Here is a 23841-nt window from a genome sequence, read left to right on the forward strand (position 1 = left end):
CAAATGTTGCCCCTTATTTCTGTTATTAGTCATAAATTGTCAGAATCCTTTATTTTTTTCAGGGGGATTTAATATTCAAAGAAATAATGATTTTTAAAATCCTTATATCTTTCTATAACGAAAATATGGATAATAATATATAGGTAGTACTTATATTGCTTATAAGAAGGGGGAAAGAAGAGATGGGAAAAGAAAGAAAAACATTTTCCTTTGGCTTGCGTATACAGCTTATGTTATTTACTACAGTTTTAGCTTTCATTACATATTCAACAAGTTTAATTTTCATTTACGTTATATATGATTACTTTCAAAGTTATGTAAGTCAAACTGTTTATAATATTATCGTTATGTTATTAGGTGTAGTATGGTCTGGAATTTTAGCGTATGGGGCAGCAATATTTTTAATTAAACCACTTCGAAAGTTGGAAGAAGCAGCAAGGAAAGCGGCTGAAGGTGATATTCGTGAAGATGTCCCATTGCCAAAGACCGATGATGAGATTAAATCTTTAAGTGTTGCATTTAATATGATGCTAGGGAACTTAAGGGGCATGGTAAAAAATATCGATACTACATTTTCGTATACAAATAATCAAGTTCAGCAAATTAGAAAACAAACAGGTGAAGCGACAAAGCAAGCACAAGGTGTGTCTGAAACTCTTGCGGAGATTTCTTCCGGTGCCGAGCAATCAGCAGCATCGATTCAAGCGATCGTTTCTACTGTTGATACAACGACTTCTATTGCAAATGAAGTAGAAGGAAAAGCAAAACAGTCTGACGAGTTGTCTTCAGAAATGGTTCAAGCTTTAGGACAAAGTACACGTGTCTTTACTTCTTTAATTCAAGGTATTCAAACATTGGCGAGAGAAAATGAAGATTCGATGGAAAATGTACAGAAATTAGAAGAGCGAATGAAACAAGTTGAACATATTGTTTCTGTTGTGAGTGAGATTGCTAGTCAAACGAATTTATTAGCACTCAACGCTTCTATTGAGGCAGCTCGTGCAGGAGAGCATGGAAGGGGCTTTGCGGTTGTAGCAGAAGAAGTACGTAAACTTGCTGATGAAAGTGATCATTCCGCAAGAAATATATCGCAGTTATTACGGGATATGCAAGATGAAGTACAGCAAGTCGCATTGAAAATGACAGAGCAGGTGAAGACAGCTAAAGAAGAGGCGAAACGCGGAGAAGCTACAGAATTAATTTTAAAAGAAATGTCATCAAGTGTTATGGAAGTAGCCGATGCAACTAAGCAAATTAGTAGTTATATGAATGAACAAGCGAGTCACATTCATCAAACAGGAGCACAAACAAAGGCTGTAGCAGCAATTGCGGAAGAAACGTCAGCTGGTTCACAAGAAGTGGCACGTGTGACATTACAACAGTCTAAAAATATGATAGCAATCGATCAATTATTAAAAGACTTAGAGAAGCAATCAGCGGATTTAAAACAAACAATTGAACGATTTTCAATGTAAAAAGGAAGAACAGAATTCTGTTCTTCCTTTTTACGTATGGAAAGGAGGAATGCTTTGTTGAAAACGAAAAACATTACAAGGATCATATGCTGTCTTCACTTTACGCAACCTTTGAAAATTAGAGCCATAATAACTAGTTTGCCAATTTTTTATGTCGATATCGGGCCAATTGACATAGTCTCCCAGTGTGTAAGGATCTAAGCTTTCCCGTAAATCTTTAACCCAGCGTATATTTCGGTTTTCTTCATCGTTGCATTTCCAAGAAGTAATATATTCTTGAGCAATAATTGCCTTGCGGTGGAAATAAGCTGTTTCATTAGGCGAAATGTTTTCTACAGCACCTACGAGTGATTGGTGCCAAATACTCGCATCTTTATTTGGTGCATGAGAAAGAAAATATTGTAAGATTTGAATACCTTTAAGAGGGATAGGTTTATATACGTAGGAACCAGAGCGTTTGAATTTTTCAGGAATATTGCCGCTATTAAAGAATTGAACAGCCTTTATATACGGGACTTCATCTATAAAGAGAGAAGGATTACCAGTTTCAAGAAGAGGAGATAATAGAGGATAGAGTTCAGAAGGAGAGCCGACAAATTCACCTTTCACCTCGATTTTATTTCGTTGTTTAGAGAATAATTCAATTGATGAAGTGAGACGTTCATCTATATAAGGTGCCCAGTTTTGCCAAGCTTGAAATGCAGCAATAAAGTCTTTCCATTCCCATGTAAGTGAGAAAATTGATACGTTTTTAATAGGGTGGACTCGAAAGGTTAAGGAAGTAATAATCCCGAAATTTCCACCGCCACCGCCACGGCATGCCCAAAATAGGTTAGGGTTTTCTTGTTCATTTGCACGAATGATTTTTGCACCAAATTTCCCGCACGCTTGTACCATTTCGACTTCTACTAATTGATCACATGTTAGTCCAAATAAGCGTGAAAGCATGCCAATGCCACCGCCGAGTGTTAACCCCACAATTCCGACACTTGCACTTGTGCCAGCTGGTATTGTAACACCATATTTCCAAAGTTCTTTATACACAGTGCCAAGATTTGCACCCGCTTCAATTGTTGCTGTTAATTTTCCTGTACTAACCGTAATTTGCTTCATTTCATTCACATCAATAATAAGCCCGCCATTTAAAAGAGAGAAATTTTCGTAGCTATGTCGTCCACTTCTTAAGCGAAATGGTATATGACGCTCACGTGCCCATTTTAAGGCGTTACACACATCATTTTTATTTTGACAAAAAACAATAATACAAGGAAATTTTGGAATGCTTAAATTTAAATTTATTCGGGCTATGTCATACCTAGGATCCGAGGGAACGACGATACGACCAGTTAATTTTGTTTGTTTCAATTTATATCTCCTTTCTGAAATAATATGAGCTTGTATTAGTATATGAAGAGTGTATTTAACACGCATGGACGGGACGAGAAGAAGAGAAGGGTTAGATTTATCCCGTTATTTGCGAGCAGTAAGACAATCCGGCTGAAACAAAGAAGATAGGGCTGCTCGTAAAAGCTCGATTGGTAAGGGCTAATAATCAGCGGGGAATGGACATCTCCTTAACGATTAAAGTTTCACTTTATCTTTGTGAGAAATAAATAAGGCATAAGAATAAGGAAACTACATAGAGTTCAATGAAAACAGTTGCAAACTATTCATATTTTGTTATGATAGTGTTACGAAAACGTTTGCATAAAAAATCCGATGGGATGCAAAAGGAGAGAATTAGTATGAATAAGACATGGTGGAAAGAAGCTGTCGCTTATCAAATTTATCCACGTAGCTTTATGGATTCAAATGGTGATGGTATTGGAGATTTACAGGGGATTATTGCAAAGCTGGATTATTTAAAAGATTTAGGTATAGATGTAATTTGGATTTGTCCAATGTATAAATCACCTAATGACGATAATGGTTATGATATTAGTGACTATCAAGATATTATGGATGAATTTGGTACGATGGAAGATTTTGATATGCTACTAGATGAAGTTCATAAGCGTGACATGAAGCTTATTATTGATTTAGTTATTAATCATACAAGTGATGAACATCCATGGTTTATTGAATCAAGTTCTTCTAAAGACAATCCGAAGCGTGATTGGTATATTTGGCAGGATGGTAAAGACGGCGCGGAACCAAACAATTGGGAAAGTATCTTTAATGGTTCTGCATGGGAATATGATGAAGTGACAGAGCAATATTATTTACATTTATTCTCGCGTAAACAACCAGATTTGAACTGGGAGAATAAAGAAGTTCGTGAAGTTTTATATGATACTGTTAATTGGTGGCTTGATAAAGGTATTGATGGTTTCCGCGTCGATGCGATTAGTCATATAAAAAAAGAAGATGGCCTCAAGGATATGCCAAACCCAAAAGGGTTAAAGTATGTGCCTTCTTTTGACAAACATATGAATGTAAATGGTATTCAGCCATTACTAGAAGAATTAAAAGAAAACACATTTGCTAAATACGATATTATGACTGTTGGAGAAGCAAATGGTGTGAAAGTTGAAGATGCTGATCTTTGGGTTGGAGAAGAGAATGGTAAATTCAATATGGTATTCCAATTTGAGCATTTAAGCTTATGGGATGCAGAAAAGAAGAAAGATCTTGATGTTGTTGAGTTGAAAAAAGTATTAACAAAGTGGCAAAAAGGTTTAGAAAATAAGGGATGGAATGCTTTATATATTGAAAATCATGATAAGCCACGTATTGTGTCTACTTGGGGAAATGATAAAGAATATTGGCGTGAAAGTGCAACGGCTTTAGGAGCGATGTATTTCTTTATGCACGGCACACCGTTTATTTATCAAGGACAAGAAATTGGTATGACAAATGTTCAGTTCCCAAATATTGAAGATTACGATGATGTAGCAATTAAAAATTTATATCGTGAGAAAATTGCAGAGGGCGTATCACATCAAGATATGATGGAAATTATATGGGCTTCTTGCCGCGATAATTCACGTACACCTATGCAGTGGAACGATGAAATGAATGCTGGCTTCACAACAAGTACACCTTGGTTTAGCATGAATCCAAATTACAAAGAAATTAATGTTGAAAAGCAAAAAAATGAAGAAAAGTCTATTTTCAATTTCTATAAGAAAATGATTGCCTTGAAAAAAGAGCACGATGTACTGAACTACGGTACGTACGATTTACTATTAGAAGACGATCCACAAATTTATGCATATACACGTACGTTACAGGATGAAAAAGTCATTGTAATTAGTAATATCTCAAAAGAGGAAGTTGTGTATAATGAGCCTTTATTCGCACTAGAACGCAAACGTTTGCTTTTAAATAACTATGAAGTTGCGGAACATGAAAAAGTAACTACAATCACGTTAAAACCTTATGAAACAAGGGTTTATCGCATTTTATAATAAAAAAGGATGCTCCTTGAGCATCTTTTTTTATGAAAAAAAATAAATTTCTATTGCAATGTGAAAACGCTTTTATTAAAATAGATTTATGAAAACGGTTGCGTAACAAAAGGAAAAGAGAAAAAGGGATATAAGGAATCGTTTTCATAAGAGGAACAGAAATTATAATTTAAATCATTATGTTGTTATAAATAAAGGGGAGGAAAAACAGATGAAAATTACGTCTTTTGATTTTTGGCAAAAGTTCGGGAAAGCGTTACTAGTTGTTGTAGCTGTAATGCCAGCAGCTGGTTTAATGATTTCCATCGGTAAGTTAATTGGGATGTCTGCTGGGGATGTTAACGCAGTTCATACCATTGCTCGAGTAATGGAAGACATCGGTTGGGCAATTATTACAAATCTACACATCTTATTCGCAGTAGCAATTGGGGGATCTTGGGCGAAGGATCGAGCAGGTGGTGCATTTGCAGCACTATTAGCATTCGTTTTAACAAACAGAATTACAGGAGCTATATTTGGCGTAAACGCTCAAATGTTAACGGATTCAAAAGCGACAGTTTCTTCATTTTTAGCAGGAGATTTACTTGTAAAAGATTACTTTACTTCTGTACTTGGTGCACCAGCATTAAACATGGGAGTTTTCGTAGGGATTATCACAGGTTTCTTAGGAGCTACTTTATATAACAAATACTACAATTATAATAAACTGCCACAGGCATTAGCATTCTTTAATGGAAAACGATTCGTACCATTCGTTGTAATTGTTTGGTCTACAGTCACTGCGATTGTATTATCACTTGTATGGCCATTTATCCAAAGTGGATTAAATGAATTTGGTCGCTGGATTGCAGCATCTAAAGATAGTGCACCAGTTATTGCACCGTTTGTATATGGAACGTTAGAACGTTTATTATTACCATTTGGATTACATCATATGTTAACAATTCCGATGAACTACACAGAGCTAGGCGGAACATATACGATGTTAACTGGCTCAAAGGTTGGACAAATTGTAGCGGGACAAGATCCGTTATGGCTTGCATGGATTACAGATTTAAATAACTTATTAGCAAATGGAGATACGAAAGCATATAACGATTTATTAAATAACGTTGTACCAGCTCGTTTCAAAGCTGGACAAGTTATCGGCTCAACGGCAGCGTTAATGGGGATTGCGTTTGCGATGTTCCGTAATGTTGATAAAGAAAAACGTGCAAAATATAAACCAATGTTCTTATCAGCTGCATTAGCAGTATTCTTAACAGGTGTAACAGAACCAATTGAATTCATGTTCATGTTTATTGCACCAGTATTATATGTTGTGTATGCAATTACAACAGGACTTGCATTCGCATTAGCGGATTTAATTAATTTACGTGTTCATGCATTTGGATTTATTGAGTTAATTACACGTACACCAATGATGATCAATGCAGGTTTAACGAGAGATTTAATCAACTTTGTCATTGTTTCATTAGTGTTCTTCGGCCTTAACTTTACGTTATTCAACTTCTTAATTAAAAAATTCAATTTACCAACGCCAGGGCGTGCAGGTAACTATATTGATAATGAAGATGAGTCAACAGAAGGAACAGGAAATGTACAAGATGGTTCATTAGCAACAAAAGTTATTGATTTATTGGGCGGAAAAGATAATATTGCTGACGTAGATGCTTGTATGACACGTTTACGTATAACAGTAAAAGATTTAGATGTTGTTGCACCAGAAGCACAATGGAAACAAAATGGTGCTTTAGGACTTATTGTTAAAGATAAAGGTGTACAAGCCGTATATGGCCCGAAAGCTGACGTATTAAAGTCAGACATTCAAGATATGTTAGGTGCGTAATAATATGAAATTGCTAACTTTAAATTGTCACTCTTGGCAAGAAGAGAATCAAATTGAAAAAATAAAGTATCTTGCTAAAGCAATTCAAGAAGAAGATTATGATGTGATCGCATTGCAAGAAGTAAGTCAGTCTATACAAGCTGAAAATGTATGCGGTAACAAGAAAAAAGATAATTTTGGGCTTTTACTGCTAGAAGAGTTAAGAGCATTAAATGTAAAAGAATACAATATTATTTGGGATTTCTCTCATATTGGATATGATGTGTACGAAGAAGGATTAGCAATTATAACAAAGCATAACATTGTAAAGGAAGATACGTTCTTTGTCTCAGAAAATAAGGATACAACGTATTGGAAAACACGCAAAATTGTAAGTGCAACAATTGCTTATAATGATAAGAATATAACGTTTTATTCTTGCCATCTCGGTTGGTGGAATGATGAAGAAGAATCATTCAAAGACCAAGTTGATCGTTTAATGGAGCGTGTAAATAGCAATGAACTTTCCTTCTTAATGGGTGATTTTAATAACAATGCTCGTTTGGAAGGAGAGGGTTATGAGTATACGATGCAAAAAGGTTTATATGACACATATGAACTAGCGATAGAGAAGGATGAAGGAACAACTGTCCAAGGAGAGATTGCTGGTTGGGATGAAAATAAACAAAACTTACGAATCGACCTAATATTAAGCAATCGAAGTAAAACAGTTAATTCTTCAAAAGTCATTTTTAATGGAACAAATCGAAATGTAATTTCTGATCATTTCGGTGTAGAAGTACAATTAGATATATAATAGAAGAAACCCTCACAGATAATGAAAAGCTGGGAGGGTTTTTTGATAAATACAAGTATTCCCAAGAGAAAATACTTGTATTTTTTATGACATTTCCTATATATTTGTTATTATTGAATGTAAAACTAATTTGGTCATTTTGTATGCATACTTTTTTTACTTCGTTATATAATGAAGTAAGTGAAATATTTAATGGGAAAAATAGTATGTTTTCGTTTAATCCACGCTGTAGAAAGTGATATAATTGCAAAATGTATGTATCATTTTCCAAAGAAAGAAAAATATATAATTAGGTGATTGCTTATATGAAACAGATTTGGCGTATTTATAAGACAGATTTACGGAATGTAGCCAAACATTGGGCTGCAATTGTTATTGTTTTAGGGTTAATGATTTTACCATCGTTATATGCATGGTTTAACATCAAAGCTTCTTGGGATCCTTACGGAAATACGAAAGGAATCCAGATTGCAGTTTCTAACCAAGATGTTGGATCAAATTTAAGAGGGAAAGATATTAACATCGGGAAAGAAATTGTAGATTCACTTAAGAAGGACAAAAATTTCGGGTGGAAGTTTGTTGATGAAAAGCAAGCAATTTATGGAGTAGAGCGTGGAGATTATTCCGCAAGTATTACTATTCCAAAAGATTTTTCTGAAAAGATTGCAACAGTCTTGAATGAAAATCCACAGAAGCCGGAAATTGATTACTATGTAAATGAAAAGGTGAATGCCATTGCACCGAAGATTACAGCTAAAGGTGCATCGGGTCTTACAGAAGAGGTTAGTAAAAACTTTGTTAAAACAGCAAACGGTGAGATTTTTAAAATCTTCAATGACCTTGGAATCGATTTAGAAACTAACTTACCAAGTATCGAGAAGGTAAAAGATCTTGTATTTAAGTTAGAAGCGCAGTTCCCAGAAATGAATACACTTATGGATAAGGCGTTAGATGATGCAACTCGAGCGGAAGATATCGTGAAAGTAGCACAAAAAGATCTACCTGTTGTAGAGAGTGTAATAAATGATGGGCAAGAAGCGTTGGCAAATTTAGATAAGTTCTTTGCAAGACAAGATCAAACATTAAAGAATGCTCCAGGAACGATAAGAAATGATTTAGTAGTAGCAAAAGGCGTTATGGATAGTGCAGCTGCATTTACTGACTTTTTAATGAATCCAGGTGTAGACTTAAATATTCCTGATTTGTCTGGAATGAATGGATTACCTGAATTCCCTGCAAGACCGGACCTTTCTAAGTTGAATAGTGATGGTTATAAAAATATAGCGCAAAATATTAATCAAACAGTCAATAATGTTTTAAGTTCATCCCGTGCAGGAACAGCTTATGCACAAAGTGTTATGGATGGATTGCAAAATGGGAGCGTTGACCCAGAGATAGCTAAGAAAAATATTTCAACTATATCTAATAATCTTCAAACGCATATTGACAATCTCTCTTATGTAATTGATGTTATGGCTCGTTTAGAGCAAGGAGCTCAAACTGAGTTTGGGCAAAATTTCTTTAAAACAAGAAAAGAGCATTTAACAGCTATTAAAGATGGACAACAAGATTTAAATAATCGATTTAAACGTTTAAATGATTTGATTAGCACAGGTCAAGAAGTAAAACAAGATGTACGAGATGGAATCAATCAGAAACTAAATGAAACAAATGCTTTAATCGATCGAGCTGAAAAAGATTATAATGAAACATTTGTAGCAGATTATCAAAAAGCAGTTAGTACAGTAGATCAAGCTAAAGTTGATGCAAATGCAGCATATGACAATGCAAAAGCAGATTACGATAAAGCAAAAAATGGCCTTGAAGGTGCAAAAGCAGATTTACAAAAAGCGAAAGAAGATGTACAAAATAGAGGTGTTAACGGTTTAGATTCAACGAAAGTAGCTTTAAATAGCTTAAATGGTCAATTCCAATCTGGAATTGGTTTGATTGATGATATGATTCCAGTTCTAGAAAGTACAAATAAGGTTTTAGCGGATGTAAATAGTGATAAAAACCTTAATAATGGAATTACAAAATTAAACAAAGCGAAAAGCAGCTTACAAAAAGGTGTAGAGGCAACGAATAAGGGGATTACACTTCTTAACAATGGCCAGAAACCGACAAAAGATGTAATTGAAAGTATTAACAATGCTGCGAAAGGCGGATCAGCTCAATTAGCAGATGTATTATCGACGTATGATGCAGAAATTGTACCAGGCTTCAACACAGCAATTGCTCGTACAAAAGAGATGTCGAAAAATACAACTCAAATTTTAAATGATGCAGACAAAAAGCTTCCAGATGTTAAAAAATTACTAGAAGATTCATCCAAAGGCTTAGTAGACGGTAGAAAGAAATTAGCAGACATTAAAGCTGAAATGCCGGAGACTGAGAAAAAGATTAAAGAATTAGCAGATAAAATTCGTGATTTTGAATCTGAAGAGGATATAAAAGACATCATACGCTTATTAAAGAATGATGTTGAAAAGCAAAGTGACTACTTTGCAAATCCAGTAAATTTAAAAGAGAATAAATTATTTGCAATGCCGAACTACGGTTCAGCAATGTCACCATTCTATACAGTGCTTGCATTATGGGTAGGCGCATTATTAATGGTTTCATTATTAACGGTAGAAGTACACGAAGAGGGCGCGAATTATAAGAGCCATGAAGTTTACTTCGGACGTTTATTAACATTCTTAACGATAGGTCTTTCACAAGCGTTTATCGTATCAATGGGAGATATATTCTTACTCGGTACGTACGTAGTCGATAAGTTCTGGTTTGTGTTATTTAGTTTATTTATTGGGGGAGTCTTTGTTTGTATCGTATACTCACTCGTTTCTATTTTCGGAAACGTTGGGAAATCGATGGCGATCATTTTACTTGTACTGCAAGTAGCGGGATCAGGCGGAACATTCCCAATTCAAATGACACCACCGTTCTTCCAAGCAATTTATCCGTTCTTACCATTCACATATGCAATTAGTGCAATTCGTGAAACAGTTGGCGGAATGCTTTGGGATATAGTAACTAGAGATTTACTTGTGTTAAGTGTTTTCGTAGTAGTTATGATTGTGGCTGCGTTATTACTGAAAACACCAATTAACAAATCAAGTGAAAAGTTTGTTGAGAACGCAAAAGGAAGTAAAATTATTCATTAAAAATAAAAGGTTCCTACCGATAGTGGTAGGAACCTTTTTGTTTAATCAAATTTTAATTTCTTTAATGCTTCTGCGAATGGATTGTTTAATGGTTCTTCTTCTTTGTTCTGCTGTTTCATATATTTTTGAACGTCGCGTTTATCAGCTTTGCTGCCGGATTCTTTTTTACGTCTCTCTTGGAATGTAGAAAGTTTCTCACGATAGCCACATTTACATGCGAAAATTTGGCCTGCTCCTTCACCACGAAGTTCTAGTTTCTTTTTACACTGAGGACAGCGTGCATTTGTAGTGCGGGATACATTTTTACGGTGACCACATTCGCGATCTTGGCATACAAGCATTTTACCTTTTTTACCGTTTACTTCTAACATTGGTTTACCACAGTCTGGACAAGACTTCGTTGAAATGTTGTCGTGTTTATATTTCTTATCACTCGATTTAATTTCAGCAACAATTTCTTTCGTATAGTTCTTCATTTCTGAAATGAATACTTCTTTCTTTAATTTTCCTTTAGCGATAGCTTCTAACTTTTGCTCCCATTCACCAGTTAGTGTAGGAGATTTCAGTTCTTCTGGCACTAAATCAAGTAACTGACGGCCTTTTGAAGTAATGTGAATATCTTTACCACGTTTTTCAAGCAAGAACGAATTGAATAACTTGTCGATAATATCAGCTCGTGTAGCTACAGTACCTAATCCACCAGTTGACTTTAACGTGTCAGCAAGTTGTTTGTTTTGCGTATCCATGTATTTTGTTGGGTTTTCCATCGCTGAAAGTAATGTTGCTTCATTAAAACGTGCAGGTGCTTTCGTTTGACCTGATGTTTGGACAATTAGTTTTATGTTTAATGTATCGCCTTTTTCGATGCGAGGTAAGATTTGTTCTTTTACATCATCGCTTACATCATCATCTTCAAATCGATTTTCATAAACCTCTTTCCAACCAGCATGTAAAATCGTTTTTCCGCGTGCGATGAACGTTTCGTCACCAATTTTCGTGCGCAATGTTAGTTGTTCATATTCAAAGGCCGGGAATAAAACAGCTAAGAAACGTTTTACAACTAAGTCATAAATTTTACGTTCTTTATCTGTGAAAGCTGAGAAGTTTACATAGCTCTCTGTTGGAATAATTGCGTGATGATCACTTACTTTACTATCATCAACAAATGATTTATTAGATTTTACAGGTTTCTGCAATACTTTATGTGCTAAAGGACGGTATTCTCCAACTCCGCAAGCCTTCAGACGCTCTGGAAGTGTTCCGACAATATCAGATGAAATATAGCGTGAATCTGTACGAGGGTACGTTAAAACTTTATGCTGTTCATATAATTTTTGCATAATGTTTAATGTTTCTTTCGCAGAGTAACCAAATATTTTATTCGCATCACGTTGTAGCTCAGTTAAATCGTAAAGACCAGGGGCGAACGATTTCTTTTGTTTTTTATCAATGTCTACAACAGTAGCATTTTGCTTACTAATTTTGTTCACGATTGCATCAGTTTTTTCTTTATTAAAGCTACGGCTATTTCCTTTTGTATCTTGCCAAGTTAGCTTTAATCTCTCAGCTGTTTGAGCTTCGATACCATAGTAAGTTTGAGCTTTGAAATGTTTGATTTCATCTTCACGGCTTGCAATCATGGCTACAGTAGGTGTTTGAACACGACCACAATTTAGTTGGGCATTAAAGCGAGTAGTTAATGCTCGAGTCGCATTAAGTCCGATATACCAGTCAGCCTCTGAACGTGCGACAGCTGAAGCGTATAGATTGTCATATGCTTTTCCTGGTTTTAAATTTGCGAAGCCATCTTTAATTGCTTTATCGGTAACAGATGAAATCCATAGACGTTTAATCGGTTTCTGCATTTTAACTTTATCGATAATCCAGCGTGCGACCAACTCGCCCTCACGACCGGCGTCAGTAGCTATAATGATTTCATTTACATCTTTTCTAAGAAGCTGACTTTTTACAGCGTTAAACTGTTTCCCTGTTTGTTTAATAACGGTTAGTTTTAAACGCTCCGGTAGCATTGGTAAATCTTCTAAATTCCACTGTTTATATTTCACATCATAGCTTTCTGGATCAGCTAATGTAACGAGATGACCTAAAGCCCAAGTAACAATATATTTACTACCTTCAAGATAGCCGTTCCCTTTTTTATCACATTTCAGTACACGTGCGATATCACGTGCAACAGAAGGTTTTTCAGCAATTACAATACTTTTTGCCATATTTAAAAACATCCTTTCAAATTTCCATACGTTAAATATAGCATACATCTTTGTTCTATTCAGTCTTGCTGACGGTTTGAGTTATTTGTGGTGAAATATACGTGTGAGAGTTTTACTTATATAAAGGCGAAGAATGGTTGAACCAGGAGAGTTCTGATCTCTATCATTCTATAAAAGTAAAGAACTTGTTATTTTACTAGAATAAGAGTAGACTTTGAAGTAGATGAATAATAAACACATGGGAGTTTGTGGATGCAAACTGAGAGTATGACTAGTCCGTCATTGACCATTTGAACCTGTTGGATAATGCCAGCGTAGGGAGAGTGTAAAAGCACATGTTCAGGCACTTTGCGTACGCGCAAAGTGCCTTTTTGTGTATCTCCCATTACTATAGTTAGGAGATGAAAAGGATGAATATGAAAGAAATTAGTAAAGTAGTGGATTTGGTGAGAGAGTCTAATCCACTCGTGCATAATATTACAAATGTTGTTGTAACAAATTTTACAGCAAACGGTTTGTTAGCATTAGGAGCATCACCTATAATGGCGTATGCAAAAGAAGAAGTAGCAGAAATGGCTAGCATTGCGGGAGCCCTTGTTTTAAATATGGGTACACTTCGTCCTGAAGAGGTAGAAGCGATGTTACTTGCTGGTAAATCAGCAAATAAGAATGATGTACCAGTATTGTTTGATCCAGTTGGGGCAGGAGCAACTTCTTATCGAACAGAAGTTGCGAGATATATTCCAGCTGAAATCGATTTAGCTGTTATCCGCGGAAATGCGGCTGAAATAGCTAACGTTATTAATGAGAAATGGGAAATTAAAGGTGTAGATGCTGGTACTGGAAACGGTAATGTTTTAAATATTGCAAAACAGGCAGCGGATGAATTAAATACAGTTGCGATAATTACTGGACAAGAAGATGTTGTTACAGATGGAGAGCGAACTATTCTTATTCGAAATGGCCATCCTATTTTAACGAAAGTTACTGGAACAGGTTGTTTACTAACTTCTGTAATAGGAGCATTTGTAGCGGTAGAAAAGGATTATGTAAAGGCAGCAGTAGCCGCATTAACATTCTATGGAGTAGCAGCAGAAGTAGCGGCTTCGAAAACAGTAGAGAATGGACCAGGAAGCTTTCAAATTGAATTTTTAAATCAGTTAGCGAATACAACTTCAGATGATATTGAGAAGTATGGAAAGATTGAGGTTATACAGTAAGGAGAGGAACTAGATGTCGCGCATTACAATGGATGAAATGTCTAGGTTATTACCAGTATATTTTATTATGGGAAGTAACAATTGTACGAAGGAGCCACTACAAGTATTGAGAGATGCACTAGAAGGTGGTATAACAATTTTTCAACTTCGTGAAAAGGGAGAAGGGGCTTTAACGGGAGAGAAACGTATTGATTTTGCGAAAGAACTACAAGCGCTTTGCAAGGAGTACGGTGTACCATTCATCGTAAATGATGATGTGGAACTAGCCCTCGAGTTAGATGCAGATGGCGTGCATGTTGGACAAGATGATGAAGGAATTACTTCTGTTCGTGAAAAAATGGGTGATAAAATTGTTGGTGTATCTACACATACAATTGAAGAAGCACGCTGGGCGATTGAAAATGGAGCTGATTATTTAGGAGTTGGTCCAATTTTCCCGACGAGTACGAAAAAAGATACAAAAGCGGTTCAAGGAACGGAAGGTCTAAAGTATTTTAGGGAACAAGAGATTACAATACCGATCGTTGGGATTGGTGGGATTACAATTGAAAATACAGCTTCTGTTATAGAAGCGGGTGCGGATGGTGTTTCAGTTATTTCAGCGATTAGCTTAGCGGAATCTGCGTATGAAGGTACGAAGAAATTAGTTGAGGAAGTAAATAAGAGTTTGTAGAGTCGCAAAATGAGTTGTTTCGTTTATCCTGCTATTTGTGGGAGTCTTACGCCGGTAAAAGCCCGATTGGTGCGGGCTAATAATCAGTGGGGGAAGAACAAAACCCCCCACTGATTAAAGTTTCACTTTATTTAAAACATAATTGAAATTAAGAGCATTCCAATTCCGATAGAAGTAAAGGTTGCGATCAGGCCCGGAATCATAAAGCTATGATTTAAAACATATTTACCAATTCCTGTTGTACCAGTACGGTCAAAGTTAATTGCAGCAACGATTGTCCCGTAGTTTGGAATGAAGAAATATCCATTTACTGCAGGGAACATCGCAATAAGTAATGCCGGCGGAATACCAAGTGATAGTCCGAGTGGCACTAAAGCACGAACTGTTGCTGCTTGGCTATACAGTAAAATAGATAGAATGAATAGTGCAATAGCAAATAGCCATGGTGCACTTGTCACTAAGTGTTGAATTGATCCTTGAATTATATTTAAGTTTCCGTTGAAGAAAGTATCTCCCATCCAAGCGATACCAAAAATAGCAACAACTGCTGTTGCGCCTGCTTTAAAGACGTTACCAGTTACAATGCTTTCCACATTTGGTTTACAGAAAATAATAATGAGAGCAGCAATGGTTAACATGACCATTTCAATTGTGTTTGGCATGGAAAGACGAGCTAACTTCCCGTCAACCATCCATCCCGGACGAAGGGCTTCAAATGAACCAAGAAGTACGACAAGGAAAGTTCCTACTAGGAAAAGGATAACTGATAATTTAGCGCCTTTTACACCCGCAAATTCTTTTTTCTCTTCAAGTTTAGGGATCATTCCCTCTTTTAATCGCTTCAAGTATTCAGGGTCTTCATTTAATTCTTTTCCCATTTTACTAGCAACGAATGCAGCTACCATACAAGCAATAAAAGTAGAAGGGATACTGACTTTTAAAATATCTAACAAGGTGATTTTATAGTCGGCTAACATTGCTAAAAGTGCAACTGTTGCAGCCGATATTGGACTAGCTGTAATTGCCTGCTGGGAAGCGATAACGGCAATTGACATTGGTCGTTCAGGTCTAATTCCTGATTCGCGAGATACTTCGGCGATAACGGGAAGTACAGAATAAGCGACATGACCAGTTCCCGCGCATAGCGTGAATAAATAAGTAACAATAGGAGCAAAAAATGTAATACGCTTTGGATTTTTTCGTAATGCTTTCTCAGCAAGGTAGACAAGGTAATCCATTCCTCCAGCAGCTTGCAAAGCACCGGCAGCTGTAATTACGGCTAAAATCATAAGCATTACATCAATAGGAGGAGCTGTAGGTTGTAAGTGGAAGACGAAAACAAGTATTGCCATACCAACGCCACCCATTACTCCTAGACCAACTCCGCCTAAGCGTGCACCAATAAAAATGCAGAGTAGTAACGTAAGAAATTGTAGCCAAAACATGATAAACTACCTCCGAAATTCGTAAGTTAAGATATATTCGAATAATTTAATTTGAAAGAAAATTAAATTAATATCCGGAATAATCCTTGTGTTGTATACGTTTTTTATTATATAACACAAGAAATGTAACATTCACGAACTTTGTTAAATTATTTCGAAAAAATAATACATTAAAACTTCATATTTAAATCTCTAAATAAGTGGACATTTTAATTTTTATGTTGTAATCTTTGAAAGAGAATATTTAAATTCTCATAGAACTCCCATATCGTTCAACTCGTTCAGCGAGAAAGGCAAACTGATGGAAACATGAGGGCGCAAAACTACAGGGGCTAAGGTCAAATGACTATGCTAGCCAGTTACCGGACGGATAGGGTTGGTTTTGACCAATGCTTTTTCATTGGTCTTTTTTTTATTTGTAAACAAATGAGAATTGTTATCATTTGTTGATGAGGTTTATATTTTAATAGTTTTACTTTATACTAAGTTAATTTAGAAAGGTGATGTTAATGGGAAAGTATTGGCACAAGCTATCATTTCTTCAAAAAAATGTATTGTTAACTGTATTAGTTATTTTGACGCTTGTTGGTAGTATGGGGGCGTTAAGTTTTAACATGTTTCAAAATAGTATGATGTCTATATTTGAAAGGCATTCTTTTGAAACAGGAGATACGGTATTACATAAATTAGACGCAGAAATAGTGAGAGATGTTGCAAAAGATCCAACGGCAGAAAGAGAAAAGAGAGAGAAGTTAACAGAGAAATTAGATGAATCAACGGAAGAATTGAACAGTGTTGGACAAACGTATATTGTTGGAGCAAAAGAAAATGAAAAAGGTGAGTTACAAATCGTCGACTTGTCTACAGACTTAGCAAATGTTGTTGAAGTAAAGCCAGGGGACTATTATAAACAACCAGATCTTTGGATGAAAGCATATGATAAGGTAATGAGCACGAAAAAAGCAAACATGACAGTAGTATATGAAGACGCATTAGGATCATGGGTAACGATATTAGAGCCAATTAAAGATGGAGAAGATAATATTGTGGCAATTGTTGCAACCGATGTAGATGCCTCTATTGTTCCTATTACAAAGGGAAAATTCATTATACAAGGTTTAATGTTTATTTGTATTTCTGTTTTAATTGCAACTGTTATTCAATTCTTAATCGTACGTAACGCACTTGCTCCATTGCGGGATTTACGTGAAGGGTTGCGCAAAGTCGGTGAAGGTGATTTAAGTATTAAATTAGAGGAAAGACCAGATGATATTGGTATTATTAATGCGTATTTTAATAATACCATCGAGAAGTTTAAAGGAATTATAGATAAAGTGAAGCAGACAGCAGAACAGGTTTCCTCATCTTCAAAAGAATTGTCAGTGAGTACGAAAGAGAATAGCATGGCAGTTCAAGAAATCGTAAGTTCTATGGTTGAGTTAAGAGCTGGCGCCCAGTCACAAGAAACTTCAGTACCACAGTATTTAGGTATTGTATATGAAATGGAAGATAAGATGGAGGAGATAACGAATGCTGCAAAACAAATGGTGAAAGAGTCTGAAGGTATAGAGCATCATTCAGGAAAAGGAAATGGTGTTATTAAACAGGCGATTAATCAAATGAACATAATACAAAATGCAGTACAAGATTTATCTTCTATTATTTATTCTTTGGAAGCAAGATCAAAAGAAATTAGTGATATTGTAACTGAAATTACAGGTATTTCAAATCAAACTAATTCGCTAGCTTTACATGCTACTATTGAAGCTTCACGTGCTGAGGAAACTGGAGAGGGATTTGCCGTTGTTGCTGATGAAGTGCGTAAATTAGCAGAGCAGACGGAAGCATCAGCAAAAGATATAGCAAAATTAATTGGGGAAACACAAGCTGGAACGGAAGAAGCTGTTGTTTCAATGCAAAAAGCTTCAAAAGAAGTAGAATCAGGAATTAAACTTGTTGAAAGTAGTGGTGCTTTCTTTGAAAAAATTTCGAAATCAGCACAAACTGTTACCAATCAAGTTAGAGCTGTTTCTAGCAATTCAAGTGATATATTGCAAAATAGCCAAAATATTGTTCGTGTTGTAAATGAACTATCACTTATCGCAAATAAGTATGCGAATAGTAGTAGTAATGTTCAAGAAAGTATGAAAGAACAGGAAATGTCTGTACAAGATATTGCTGAATTAGCTAGTTCTTTAAGTTGGCTTTCACAGGAGTTACAAGAGTTAATTGGGGAATTCAAAAGTTAAATGAAGTGATTATGCATGCTTTTGTTTGTTCAATAAAATAAATCATGCTACAATGAAAACGAATTAAGAACCGGGGAGCCAATTGGCTGAGAGGATGTAAGTATACATCGACCCTCAACCTGATCTGGATAATGCCAGCGTAGGGAGTTACTTTAAAGTGATGTAGCATAAGTTATTATAGAATAACTTGTATACAAGGCTTTCCTACATGGTAGGAAAGCCTTTTCTTTTTTTGAAACCATATTTTGTAAGGGGGGTTTTATTATGTCACAACAAGTTACAATTTCATTTTCAGTAGTACCACAAGCGAAGAACAAAGATGTGTATTCCGTTGTTGATAAAGCAATTGAAGTTGTACAACAGTCGGGAGTTCGTTATGAAGTAGGGGCAATGGAAACAACGTTGGAAGGAGAATTAGATGTACTTCTTGACGTCATTAAACGCGCGCAACAAGCTTGCGTCGATGCTGGAGCAGAAGAAGTAATCACTTCTATTAAAATTCACTATCGTCCAAGTACAGGCGTAACGATTGACGAAAAAGTTTGGAAGTACCGTGATGAATATGCAAAACCAGAAGCGATCTAAAATAATCACAACAATTTGGCTTATCCTTCTCATTGCTATATGGGAAGGATCTGTTTCATTATTTAAAATTGAGCCGTGGATTTTACCGAAGCCGTCTGCAATTGTGCAAGAGTTAATTGGAATGAAAGATTTACTATTACCGAATACAGTGCAAACGTTACAGGAAGTAATAATTGGGTTGTTTTTTGCAATTTTACTTGGGACGAGTATTGCTATCATTATGGATGTCATCCCTTTATTTCGGATTTTAATGAATCCATTGCTCGTTATTTCGCAAACAATTCCAATCGTTGTGCTCGCACCATTATTTATTATTTGGTTTGGATACGGAATGTTGCCAAAAGTAATGGTTGTTATTCTTGTTTGTTTCTTCCCAATTGCGCTTAGCATTTTAGAAGGTTTCCAAACGGTAGATAAAAATATGCTGAAACTGTTACAAACAATGAAGGCAACGAAATGGCAAGTTTACCAGAAAGTAAAGTTTCCAGCAGTACTCCCATACTTCTTCTCAGGTTTAAAAATTGCTGTTACATATAGTGTGATGGGGGCGATTATTGGGGAATGGCTTGGTGCCAGCGAAGGATTAGGAGTTATGCTTACAAGAGCAACAAAATCCTTTTTAACGGCTCGAGTATTTGGTGTTGCAGCGATTATCGTCATGGTGACATTATGTCTGTACTTTATTGTTGAATTTATGGCAAGAATAACAGCACCATGGATATACAGAAAGGGCGGCAGAAAATGAAAAAAGGTTTAAAAATTATGTTAGCTGCATTATTAGCAGTAACTGTTGCTGGATGTAATCCGGCGAAGAAAGAAGAAAGTTCAAGTAAAGATAAAAAAGTAAAAGTCGTTTTAGATTGGTTTCCAAATACGAATCATACTGGCTTATATGTAGCGCAAACGACAGATTATTACAAAAAGCAAGGGCTTGATGTAGAAATTATCCAGCCTGGTGATAATGTAACGGCAGAGCAGATGATTGCTTCTGGGAAAGCAGACTTTGCGATAAGCGCACAAGAAAATGTAACATTAGCTCGTGTTGAAGGAATCCCAGTTGTTTCTGTTGGTGCAATTATTCAGCATAATACCTCTGCTTTTGCATCTCTAAAAAAAGATAATATGACGTCACCGAAAGATTTTGAAGGTAAACGTTATGGCGGCTGGGGGGGACCAGCAGAAGAAGCGACGTTAAAGACGATTATGGAGAAACATCAAGCTGATTTTAATAAAGTTGAAAAAATTATTCTTGGACAAACAGATTTCTTTAAATCAATCGGTCGTGATGCAGACTTTGAATGGATTTATTATGGATGGGATGGAATTGAAGCGAAGCGTCAAGGAAAAGAGTTAAATACAATTATGGTAAAAGACTTAGATCCAGCGCTTGATTTCTATAGTCCTGTTATTATTACAAGTGAAAAACATACGAAGCAAGATAAAGATTTTGTGAAAAAATTTATGACGGCAACGACAGAAGGTTATGATTTTGCAATTAAAGAACCGAAAGAAGCTGCGGATATTTTAATTAAAGCTGTTCCAGATGTGAATAAAGAATTAGTACAAGAAAGCCAAAAGTGGTTAAGTACAAAGTATCAAGATGATGCAAAAGCGTGGGGAGTACAGAAGGAAGAGATTTGGACGAATTACATGAATTTCTTATATGACAACAAAGTTATTAAAAAGAAAATCGATGTAAAAGATGCCTTTACAAATGAATTCCTTCCAAGTGAAAAATGAGTGGATTACAAATAAAAGATATTGTAAAAGCTTTCGATGGAAAGAATGTATTAGCAAATATTAGTGCGTCTATACAAGAGGGAGAGTTTGTCTCTTTTGTAGGTCCGAGTGGTTGTGGAAAAAGTACATTATTAAATATGATTGCAAGTGTTGAAGAGCCAACGAGCGGAGAAGTGTTTTATAACGAGGAGTATGTAAAAAAACAAGATGTTGTTAGTTATATGCCGCAACAAGATTTATTACTACCGTGGCGATCGGCTTTGCAAAATATCGTTCTTCCATTGGAAATCGAAGGGAAGCCTAAAAGACAAAGGCTGACAGAAGGAATGGAAGCATTAAAGCAATTTGAGCTAGATGAATACGCAGATCATTATCCAGATGAGTTATCAGGTGGAATGCGTCAAAGAATTAGTTTCCTTCGTACGTATTTATGTGAAAAGCCAATTATGCTGCTGGATGAGCCTTTTGGAAAATTAGATGCATTTACAAAAATGGAAGTACACAGTTGGCTTTTAAATTCTTGGCATCAAGAAAAGCAAACAATTGTTATGGTTACACATGACTTAGATGAGGCAATTTTACTTTCTGATCGCGTATTTATTTTATCTCAAAGACCAGCATCAATAGTTGGCGAGGTCCAAGTGGAATTACCTAGGCCGCGAACGATGGATATGTTAACATCTCTTGAGTTAAAGAAGGATAAGGAAGAAATTTTAAGAGTATTGGCTCCTTACATGAAAAAATAGAAAAAAGTCTTTTAACAGTTTTTTGTATAATTGCTGTTAAGAGGCTTTTTTCTATTGAAGGAGAAAGATGAAATCTATAGGGGAAATAGTGGGTTCATTAACATCGGATAAATTGGAAGAAGGAACAAAAGAAAAAGTAGAGAATAGAATATAACAGAGTGATTTATACTCTTAATATAACAAACGTTAAAGGAGTGAAAGGATAAAATGACTTTATCAACTGTTCTTCAAATGGTTTTAGCTTGATACGGGAGAAGTCTGCCCATTTTTAAAGATGAAGCTAAATTGAAGACAGCAGGTAAAGAACCTTAATCCTTTCTTACGATAATATGTAATGGGTAAGGTGTATTCACCTTACCCATTTTTATATGTATAACTAAATAAGGCTTTATACTGTTGTTCTCTCTATTTAGCTTATGGATCATAAGAAAAGGAGAGAGAAAAGATGAGTATATTAACAGTAGAAAATGTAAGTCATTCATATGGTGAGAAAACCATTTTATATAATACGTGCTTTCGATTATTAAAGGGCGAACATGTTGGGCTAGTAGGGAAAAATGGAATTGGAAAATCAACATTATTACGCTTGTTAACGGGAGAACTTATACATGATGATGGGAAAATTGAATGGTTTCCACATGTGAAGATTGGCTTTTTGCAACAGCATATAGATTTACAAGAAGGCATAACAATTGAAGAATACTTGCAAAGTGCGTTTTCTAACCTGTATGAGTTGGAACGTGACATGTTAAAACTTACAGAAGAGATGGCTGGAGCAGGAGAAGTAGCGAAATTGTTAGTAAGGTATGGAGAGTTACAAACTATATTGGAGAATTCTAATTTTTATCAAATTCATACAGAAATTGAGGAAGTAGCAACAGGCTTAGGCTTGTTTGAAATAGGATTGGAAAAGGATGTTTCAAAGTTAAGTGGTGGTCAGCGGACAAAGTTGTTACTTGGGAAACTCCTTTTAGAAAAAGCGGATGTTTTATTATTAGATGAGCCAACTAACTATTTAGATACAGCACATATAGAATGGTTGCAATCATATTTACAAATGTATGAAAAAGCTTATATTATCATTTCGCATGATGAAATATTTTTGAACAATATTACGAATGTTATTTATCATCTAGACGAACGAAAGGTTAAGCGCTATGCGGGAGATTATGAAACCTTTTTGCAAAGTTATCAATTACAAAGGAAACAATTACAAGCGGCGTATGCGAAACAACAAAAAGAAATTGTACATTTAGAGGGTTTTATTCAAAAAAATAAAATTCGTAAAGCGAAACAAGCGAAAAGTCGTGAAAAAGTATTAGAGAAAATGAAAAAGGTTGAAAAGGTTAACGATGTACCTCGCGCCCGTTTTGATTTTAATGTTTATACTGAGCCAGTGAGCCGTATATTACAGGTAGAGAAACTGAAAATTGGTTATGGTGAACCGTTATTTCCGGAATTGGATTTTCAAGTGAAAAAAGGGGAAAAGATTGCGATTATTGGTCATAATGGGATTGGAAAAACAACAATGTTAAAAACATTACTAGGACAAATAAAACCGTTAGGCGGCTCAGTTTCTGTTGGGGAACGAGTAAAACCCGCTTATTTTGCACAAGAGGAATTTTCCTCAGAAATAACTGCACTAGAAAGAGTATGGGCAGGGAGACCAGATATGACAAGAAAAGAAATCCGACAAGCATTAGCAAAGTGCGGATTGAAAGAAGAACATGTATTAAAACCTATCCAGTTATTAAGTGGAGGAGAACAAACAAAAGTACGATTATGCGAACTTATCGTAACTAAAAGCAATGTTTTAATTTTAGATGAACCAACTAACCATTTGGATACAGAGACTAAGACGGATTTACAGGAAGCGTTAAAACAATATAAAGGTACAGTTTTAATTGTTTCACATGAGCCCTCTTTCTATGAAGCATGGATAACGAAAATATGGAATATCGAAAAATGGAACGTTTAACAATAATCACAAAGAAAAGGCATTAGCTTTTATGAGTTAATGCCTTTTCTTTGTGATTAACATGATTTTCGAGAACTCTCAAATGAGAATTGTATGAAAAAGAACTCTTATGGTGCGCTTATAAGCGCACCATAAGAGTTCTTTTTCTTTGGTTATATTTATAATAATACTAGATGCCTTTCCCTAATAGGCTACTATCTTTTTTATATATATAGATAGTTTGAAATGGAATGGAAATGATTCCTATATGTAAAGGATAATGTGATTAGTATGGGAA

At 35.5% G+C, this 23841-nt stretch carries 16 protein-coding genes and 3 riboswitches; of the genes, 13 read left to right on the forward strand and 3 right to left on the reverse strand.

Annotated features, from left to right (window positions below):
- Nucleotides 1-182: 182 nt before the first annotated feature.
- Nucleotides 183-1475: a methyl-accepting chemotaxis protein gene (locus tag LCF45_RS02130; RefSeq protein WP_002124958.1), complete on the forward strand. Its 1293-nt coding sequence runs from the start codon at nt 183-185 to the stop codon at nt 1473-1475.
- 30 nt (nt 1476-1505) lie between these two features.
- Here LCF45_RS02130 and LCF45_RS02135 read toward each other — a convergent pair whose 3' ends face one another.
- Nucleotides 1506-2840, reverse strand: coding sequence for an FAD-binding oxidoreductase (locus tag LCF45_RS02135; protein WP_063226360.1), 1335 nt, complete (start codon nt 2838-2840; stop codon nt 1506-1508).
- Nucleotides 2841-3220: 380 nt separating this feature from the next.
- On the opposite strand from LCF45_RS02135, the gene LCF45_RS02140 reads away from it, so the two are divergent.
- From LCF45_RS02140 to LCF45_RS02155, 4 genes are all read left to right on the forward strand, one after another.
- Entirely contained in the window at nt 3221-4885 is a 1665-nt protein-coding gene (locus LCF45_RS02140; RefSeq protein ID WP_002124962.1) for a glycoside hydrolase family 13 protein, read from the forward strand.
- A 211-nt stretch (nt 4886-5096) separates the two neighbouring features.
- On the forward strand, nt 5097-6734 hold the full coding sequence (locus LCF45_RS02145; protein ID WP_002029549.1) for a PTS transporter subunit IIBC: 1638 nt from the start codon (nt 5097-5099) through the stop codon (nt 6732-6734).
- A gap of 4 nt (nt 6735-6738) precedes the next feature.
- Nucleotides 6739-7530 (forward strand): endonuclease/exonuclease/phosphatase family protein, encoded by a 792-nt coding sequence (locus LCF45_RS02150; RefSeq protein WP_002029550.1) that lies wholly within the window; start codon nt 6739-6741, stop codon nt 7528-7530.
- Nucleotides 7531-7835: 305 nt separating this feature from the next.
- Nucleotides 7836-10697, forward strand: coding sequence for a YhgE/Pip domain-containing protein (locus LCF45_RS02155; protein WP_002124969.1), 2862 nt, complete (start codon nt 7836-7838; stop codon nt 10695-10697).
- Between the two features lie 41 nt (nt 10698-10738).
- On the opposite strand, the gene topB is transcribed toward LCF45_RS02155, so the two are convergent.
- The gene (topB, locus tag LCF45_RS02160; protein ID WP_078206600.1) at nt 10739-12928 is read right to left on the reverse strand and encodes a DNA topoisomerase III; all 2190 of its coding nucleotides are present in this window, start codon (nt 12926-12928) and stop codon (nt 10739-10741) included.
- 228 nt (nt 12929-13156) lie between these two features.
- A riboswitch (TPP riboswitch) is annotated at nt 13157-13266 on the forward strand.
- A gap of 72 nt (nt 13267-13338) precedes the next feature.
- On the opposite strand from topB, the gene thiM reads away from it, so the two are divergent.
- On the forward strand, nt 13339-14148 hold the full coding sequence (gene thiM, locus LCF45_RS02165; RefSeq protein WP_002124973.1) for a hydroxyethylthiazole kinase: 810 nt from the start codon (nt 13339-13341) through the stop codon (nt 14146-14148).
- 13 nt (nt 14149-14161) lie between these two features.
- Entirely contained in the window at nt 14162-14821 is a 660-nt protein-coding gene (thiE, locus tag LCF45_RS02170; RefSeq protein ID WP_002124975.1) for a thiamine phosphate synthase, read from the forward strand.
- Between the two features lie 131 nt (nt 14822-14952).
- On the opposite strand, the gene LCF45_RS02175 is transcribed toward thiE, so the two are convergent.
- Entirely contained in the window at nt 14953-16266 is a 1314-nt protein-coding gene (locus tag LCF45_RS02175) for an anaerobic C4-dicarboxylate transporter family protein (RefSeq protein WP_002029556.1), read from the reverse strand.
- 282 nt (nt 16267-16548) lie between these two features.
- A riboswitch (cyclic di-GMP riboswitch) is annotated at nt 16549-16633 on the forward strand.
- Between the two features lie 142 nt (nt 16634-16775).
- Here LCF45_RS02175 and LCF45_RS02180 point away from each other — a divergent pair.
- The 6 genes from LCF45_RS02180 (at nt 16776) to LCF45_RS02205 (ending at nt 23564) form a co-directional block, all read left to right on the forward strand.
- Nucleotides 16776-18515: a methyl-accepting chemotaxis protein gene (locus LCF45_RS02180; RefSeq protein WP_263894495.1), complete on the forward strand. Its 1740-nt coding sequence runs from the start codon at nt 16776-16778 to the stop codon at nt 18513-18515.
- 61 nt (nt 18516-18576) lie between these two features.
- A riboswitch (TPP riboswitch) is annotated at nt 18577-18678 on the forward strand.
- 101 nt (nt 18679-18779) lie between these two features.
- The gene (locus LCF45_RS02185; RefSeq protein WP_000082898.1) at nt 18780-19100 is read left to right on the forward strand and encodes an MTH1187 family thiamine-binding protein; all 321 of its coding nucleotides are present in this window, start codon (nt 18780-18782) and stop codon (nt 19098-19100) included.
- Nucleotides 19072-19845 carry an ABC transporter permease gene (locus LCF45_RS02190; protein WP_002091231.1) on the forward strand — a complete coding sequence of 258 codons (774 nt, stop codon included), beginning with the start codon at nt 19072-19074 and terminating at the stop codon, nt 19843-19845. The genes LCF45_RS02185 and LCF45_RS02190 overlap by 29 nt, the downstream gene beginning before the upstream one ends.
- Complete coding sequence (locus tag LCF45_RS02195) at nt 19842-20840, forward strand: ABC transporter substrate-binding protein (RefSeq protein WP_263894496.1); 999 nt, start codon at nt 19842-19844, stop codon at nt 20838-20840. The genes LCF45_RS02190 and LCF45_RS02195 overlap by 4 nt, the downstream gene beginning before the upstream one ends.
- Nucleotides 20837-21586: an ABC transporter ATP-binding protein gene (locus LCF45_RS02200; protein WP_002124980.1), complete on the forward strand. Its 750-nt coding sequence runs from the start codon at nt 20837-20839 to the stop codon at nt 21584-21586. Before LCF45_RS02195 ends, LCF45_RS02200 begins: the two co-directional genes overlap by 4 nt.
- Nucleotides 21587-22031: 445 nt before the next feature.
- Nucleotides 22032-23564, forward strand: a complete 1533-nt coding sequence (locus LCF45_RS02205; protein WP_263894497.1) for an ABC-F family ATP-binding cassette domain-containing protein — start codon at nt 22032-22034, stop codon at nt 23562-23564.
- Nucleotides 23565-23841 lie beyond the last annotated feature (277 nt).

Origin of the sequence: Bacillus sp. 41-22, from assembly GCF_025809295.1 — a bacterium.
Classification (GTDB): domain Bacteria; phylum Bacillota; class Bacilli; order Bacillales; family Bacillaceae_G; genus Bacillus_A; species Bacillus_A mycoides.